This is a genomic window from Methylorubrum podarium, assembly GCF_022179745.1.
GTDB lineage: Bacteria > Pseudomonadota > Alphaproteobacteria > Rhizobiales > Beijerinckiaceae > Methylobacterium > Methylobacterium podarium.
In genome coordinates, this window is record NZ_BPRD01000452.1 from 1 (window position 1) to 2094 (window position 2094).

Annotated in this window: 3 protein-coding genes; all 3 read right to left on the reverse strand. The window is 73.9% G+C overall.

The annotated features are described in order from the left end of the window. Positions 1-404 (reverse strand): 3-keto-5-aminohexanoate cleavage protein (locus MFF42_RS20500; protein WP_238257396.1); only part of this gene is annotated, 404 nt, incomplete at its 3' end. A 29-nt stretch (positions 405-433) separates the two neighbouring features. Next, the gene (locus tag MFF42_RS20505; protein WP_238257397.1) at positions 434-1789 is read right to left on the reverse strand and encodes a sigma-54-dependent transcriptional regulator; all 1356 of its coding nucleotides are present in this window, start codon (positions 1787-1789) and stop codon (positions 434-436) included. Continuing rightward, a partial coding sequence (locus MFF42_RS20510; protein ID WP_238257398.1) for an ATP-binding protein occupies positions 1779-2094 on the reverse strand: 316 nt, incomplete at its 5' end. The genes MFF42_RS20505 and MFF42_RS20510, both read right to left, overlap by 11 nt.

Sequence of the window (2094 nt, forward strand, 5' to 3'; positions counted from 1 at the left end):
GTGCCGGACGCGGCCGCCTCGGCCTCGGCGGCCGCGTCCGGCACGATCTCGCGCAGCGCCAGCGAGACCGCTTCCGGGCGGGTCGCGCGCACCACCGCCATCTGCTCCGGGCCTTGGTAGCGTCCCGCGGCTTCCGAGGTGATCTGCACCACGAGGCGGTCGCCGACCTCGGCGCGGATCGCGGCGGTCACCGCGCGATAGGCCTCGGCGTCGAGGAGGTGGCGCCCCTGCGCGTCGCGGACATGGACGTGGATCAGGGCCGCGCCGGCCTCCGCGACCTCGGCGGCGGTGCGGGCGATCTCCCGTTCCGTGATCGGCAGGGCCGGATGGTCGGCCTTGGTGCGGGTGGCGCCGTTGGGCGCGTTGGCGAGGATGAGCGGCGGCCAGCCGGCGTCCTGGGTCATGGTCGGGAGGTCTCTCAACGGAAAGAAGGTCAATCGCCCGCGCTCAGGCCCAGGCGCCGCATGCGGTCGGAGAGGGTCTTGCGCGGCAGGCCGAGCGCCCGCGCCGCCTCGGCGATGCGCTGGCCCGAGGCCTTCAGCGCATCCTCGATGACGAGGCGCTCGACCCGGTCGAGCAGGGCGTCGAGCCCCGGCGCCGCGTCGGGACCGCCGGCGAGATCCGGGCTGAGGAAGCCGAGCACGGCCCGCTCGGCGGCGTTCTTGAGTTCGCGCACGTTGCCCGGCCAGTCGGCGAGCATCAGCGAGCGGCGCAGCGACGGCGGCACCTCGATCACCGGGCGCTGGTACTTCACCGCCGCCTGGACGAGGAACAGCTCGAACAGGAGCGGGATGTCCTCCCGGCGCTCGCGCAAGGGCGGCAGGGTCAGCGTCACGACGTTGAGGCGGAAGAACAGGTCGCGGCGGAAGCGGCCCGCTTCCGAGAGCGCGTCGAGATCCTCCTTGGTGGCCGCCACCACCCGCAGGTCCACCGGCACGCTGATGTTGGAGCCGAGGCGCTCGACGCGCCGCTCCTGCAGCACGCGCAGGAGCTTCACCTGGAGGGCCAGCGGCATGCTCTCGACCTCGTCGAGGAACAGCGTGCCGCCGCTGGCGTGCTCGACCTTGCCGATGCGGCGCTTGCCCGCTCCCGTGAAGGCGCCAGCCTCGTGGCCGAACATCTCGCTCTCGAACATGCTCTCGGGGATGGCGCCGCAATTGACCGCCACGAAGGGCTTGGCCGCGCGCCCGCCCCCCTCGTGCAAGGCGCGGGCGACCTGCTCCTTGCCTGCCCCGGTCTCGCCGAGCACCAGCACGTCGGCGGCGGCGGAGGCCAGGGCGGCGACGTCCTCGCGCAGGCGGCGGATCGCCGGGGACTGGCCGACGAGGCAGCGTTCCACCGCCCCCTCGCGCGCGTCGCCCCGGCCGAGGGCGTCGCGCAGGCGGCGGTTCTCCATCACCAGCGCCCGCTTCTCCAGGGCGCGCCGGACCACCTCGACGAAGGCGTCGTTGACGAAGGGTTTTTCGATGAAGTGGTAGGCGCCCTCGCGCATGGCGGCGACCGCCATGGCGATGTCGCCGTGGCCGGTGACGAGCACCACCGGCAGTTCCGCGTCGCGGCGGCGGATGTCGGCGAGGAGGGCGAGCCCGTCGCTGCCCGGCAGGCGCACGTCGCTGACCACGACTCCGGAAAACTCGCGGCCGATGGCCGGAAGGGCCGCCTCGGCGCTCTCGAAGCTCTCGACGGCGAAGCCGGCGAGCTGGAGCGCCTGCTCCATGGCGAGGCGGACCATCTCCTCGTCGTCGATGAGCACGACCCGCGGGGCGGCCGGCCCGGCCTCAGGAAACATGGCTGATCCTCTGGCGTGCCCGCTCCGGCGCGGGCGTCCCGACCGCTTCCTGAGCCGTCTCGCGCGCCACGTCCATCACGAGGTCGAAGGCCAGCCCGCCGCCGGGCATCGGCCGGGGCTGGAGCGTGGCGCCGAATTCGCGGGCGATGGCCAGCGAGATCGGCAGGCCGAGGCCGAGCCCCTCCCCCGCCGGCTTGGTGGTGAAGAACGGATCGAAGATGCGGCTGAGCGCCGCCGGGTCGAGGCCCGGCCCGTTGTCCTCGACGCTGAGCACGACCTGCCCGTCCCCGGCCCAGGCGCGCACC

Coding starts and splice junctions, on each gene's coding strand:
- MFF42_RS20505 (WP_238257397.1), bottom strand. CDS start 1,789: ATGTTTCCTGAGGCCGGGCCGGCCGCCCCGCGGGTCGTGCTCATCGAC.